The 3,369-nt window shown below is 60.6% G+C and carries 4 protein-coding genes; all 4 read left to right on the plus strand.

The window, feature by feature from the left end; all coding sequences use genetic code 11:
- Window positions 1–33 precede the first annotated feature (33 nt).
- Window positions 34–591, plus strand: a complete 558-nt coding sequence (rfbC, locus tag I9188_RS20115; RefSeq protein WP_209508312.1) for a dTDP-4-dehydrorhamnose 3,5-epimerase — start codon at window positions 34–36, stop codon at window positions 589–591.
- A gap of 3 nt (window positions 592–594) precedes the next feature.
- Entirely contained in the window at window positions 595–1,638 is a 1,044-nt protein-coding gene (gene rfbB / locus I9188_RS20120) for a dTDP-glucose 4,6-dehydratase (protein ID WP_209508309.1), read from the plus strand.
- A complete protein-coding gene (gene rfbD, locus I9188_RS20125) occupies window positions 1,635–2,501 on the plus strand; it encodes a dTDP-4-dehydrorhamnose reductase (protein ID WP_209508310.1) in 867 nt (288 codons plus the stop codon). The genes rfbB and rfbD overlap by 4 nt, the downstream gene beginning before the upstream one ends.
- Window positions 2,498–3,369 (plus strand): glucose-1-phosphate thymidylyltransferase RfbA (gene rfbA / locus I9188_RS20130; RefSeq protein WP_209508311.1); only part of this gene is annotated, 872 nt, incomplete at its 3' end. The genes rfbD and rfbA, both read left to right, overlap by 4 nt.

The raw sequence follows: 3,369 nt of genomic DNA on the forward strand, positions 1-3,369 counted from the left end.
AATACAGGCAACAGGTTTTTGAGGTTGGGTGATATGGAGATTGAGCAGACGGGTTTGTCGGGTGTGTTGGTTATTCGCCCGCAGCGGCATGGGGATTTGCGGGGATTTTTTTCTGAGAGCTGGAACAAGGCGCGGCTGGAGGAGGCTGGGGTTGTGTTGCCGGAATTTGTGCAGGACAACCATTCGCTGTCGTCCGCGGTGGGGACATTGCGCGGCCTGCATTTTCAGGCGCCTCCGCATGCGCAGGGCAAATTGGTGCGGGCGGGCCGGGGCGCGCTTTATGATGTCGCCGTCGATATCCGCAAGGGATCGCCAACTTATGGGCAATCTTTCGGCATCGAGCTCAGCTTTGAGAACGGGCGGCAGCTTTGGGTGCCGGCGGGATTTGCCCATGGTTTTGTGACGTTAGAGCCCGACACCGAAATCTGCTACAAATGTACCAGCTTTTACAATGCGGATGCCGATGGGGGTGTGCGCTGGGACAGCTGTGGTATTGATTGGCCCTTGCAGGGGAACCCGGTGCTGAGCGACAAGGACAGGATTGCGCCTGCGCTGGCCGATTTTGACAGCCCGTTTGTTTACGAAGGATAGAATATGAAACTGTTGGTGACAGGTGGTGCGGGTTTCATCGGGTCCGCGGTCGTGCGGCGTGCCATTGCGGACGGACATCAGGTCGTGAACCTTGATGCGCTGACCTATGCGGCCTGCCTCGACAATGTTGCCGAGGTTGCAGAGAACCCGAACTATGCCTTTGTTCACGCAGATATCCGCGACCCTGCGGCCCTGAAGGCGGTGTTTGCCGAACATGCGCCTGATGCGGTGATGCACCTGGCGGCGGAATCCCATGTTGACCGGTCCATCGACGGGCCGGGGGCTTTCATCGAAACCAATGTCCTGGGCACATACAACATGCTGGAGGCGGCGCGCAGCTATTGGGCCGGACAGGGAAAACCGGACACTTTCAGGTTCCACCATATCTCGACCGATGAAGTCTTTGGCAGCCTGGGCCCCACCGGCCAGTTCACCGAGGATACCCCCTATGATCCGCGGTCTCCCTATTCCGCGTCGAAAGCCTCCAGCGATCATCTGGTCCGGGCCTGGCACGAGACCTATGGCCTGCCGGTGGTGCTGACCAACTGTTCGAACAATTACGGGCCCTATCATTTCCCTGAAAAGCTGATCCCTGTTGTGATCCTGAACGCAATCGCGGGAAAGGCGCTGCCGATCTATGGCGACGGCTCGAATGTCCGCGACTGGCTGTATGTCGAGGATCACGCCGACGCGCTTTTGCTGGTGGTGCAAAAGGGGGCTGTCGGCCGGTCCTATAACATCGGTGGCGAGAACGAGCGCAGCAATCTGGAACTGGTGCAGACGCTGTGTGCGATCCTGGACGACCTGCGCCCGAAACCGCAGGGGGTCTATGCGGACCAGATCACCTTTGTCACAGACCGCCCCGGGCATGATGCGCGTTACGCCATCGATCCCTCGCGGATGCGCAACGAAATGAACTGGCGCCCGTCCGTGACGGTAGAGGAAGGTCTGCGCAGAACGGTTGAATGGTACCTGAACAATGAAGACTGGTGGCGGTCTTTACAGAACCGGTCCGGCGTTGGCGAACGGCTGGGGGTCAGCGCGTGAAACTTCTGGTCTTCGGGGCGACCGGTCAGCTGGGCCGGGAACTGATCCGGTGTGGCGGGGATATCTCGGTTGAAGCGCTTGGGCGCGACAAGGCGGATTTTACCGATCCCGAAGGGTGCGCGGCCCTGGTTCGCAACACCGATGCGGATGCGGTGATCAACGCCGCCGCATATACCGCCGTCGACAAGGCCGAAGCGGAGGAAGACCTTGCCCTGCTGATCAACGGAACCACGCCCACGGCGCTGGCCAAAGCTGCGGCCGGGCGCGGGGTGCCGTTTGTTCAGGTCTCGACAGATTATGTGTTTGACGGGGCGGGCACGGCCCCGTTTCCGCCCGACCACGCGACCGGCCCGCTGGGCGCCTATGGGCGCACCAAGCTGGCAGGCGAGGCCGGTGTGATTGCGGCGGGCGGACCCCATGCAATCATACGAACCTCGTGGGTGGTGTCGTCACATGGGCATAACTTCGTCAAAACCATGCTGCGCCTCGGCAAAGAGCGTGACCGCCTGACAATTGTCGCAGACCAGATTGGCGGGCCAACCCCGGCGGCGGAACTGGCCGGGGCCTGTGTGGGCGCGGCCCGTGCCCTTTTGACAAACCCGGATGAAAAGACCGGAATTTACCATTGCAGCGGTGGCCCTGATGTCAGCTGGGCCGATTTTGCGCGCGAGATCTTCGATCAGGCCGGCATCGACTGCAATGTCGAAGACATTCCGTCCAGCGCATACCCGACCCCCGCGAAACGCCCCCTGAACAGCCGCCTAGACTGCACGACACTGACAACGGACCTGGGCGTGCCCCGTCCGGATTGGAAGGCGGGCCTGCACAGCATACTTGAAGACCTTGGAGAGCTCGGCACATGACGACCCGGAACGGCAAGAAACGCAAAGGTATCATTCTGGCAGGCGGGTCAGGCACCCGTCTTTATCCGATCACGATGGGCGTCTCGAAACAGCTTTTGCCCATCTATGACAAGCCGATGATCTATTACCCCCTTTCGGTGCTGATGCTGGCCGGGATCCGCGACATCGCGATGATCACGACGCCGCAGGATCAGGAGCAGTTTCAGCGCCTGTTGGGTGACGGAAGCCAATGGGGCCTGTCCCTGACCTGGATTGTTCAACCTTCTCCCGACGGGTTGGCGCAAGCCTATATTCTGGCCGAAGATTTTCTGGATGGTGCCCCCTCGGCCATGGTGCTGGGCGACAACATCTTCTTTGGGCACGGCCTGCCCGAGATCCTGCAATCGGCAGACGCCAAAGAGACCGGAGGCACCGTCTTCGGCTATCGGGTCGCTGATCCCGAACGCTACGGGGTCGTGGCCTATGACGAGGCTGGCGCCGTCACCCAGATTGTCGAGAAACCCCAAGTGCCGCCATCGAACTACGCCGTGACCGGGCTGTATTTTCTGGACGGCTCTGCCCCTGAACGCGCCCGCGCCGTAAAACCGTCTGCACGCGGCGAGCTTGAGATTGTCACCTTGCTTGAAATGTACCTTGAGGCCGGGTTGCTCAGCGTCAACCGCATGGGGCGCGGCTATGCCTGGCTGGATACCGGAACCCATGCAAGCCTGCTGGACGCCGGAAACTTCGTGCGCACGCTTCAGGACAGGCAAGGCCTGCAAACCGGATCACCCGACGAAATCGCCCATACGCTGGGCTGGATCAACGACCACGACCTCAAAGCCCGCGCCCGCAAATTCGGCAAAAACGAATACGGAAAATACCTCAA

It is taken from the genome of Ruegeria sp. HKCCSA071, from assembly GCF_017872555.1.
GTDB lineage: Bacteria > Pseudomonadota > Alphaproteobacteria > Rhodobacterales > Rhodobacteraceae > Ruegeria.

Excerpts from the sequence above, each read along its gene's own strand:
- rfbC (WP_209508312.1), top strand. The coding sequence starts at position 34 with ATGGAGATTGAGCAGACGGGTTTGTCGGGTGTGTTGGTTATTCGCCCG.
- rfbB (WP_209508309.1), top strand. The coding sequence starts at position 595 with ATGAAACTGTTGGTGACAGGTGGTGCGGGTTTCATCGGGTCCGCGGTC.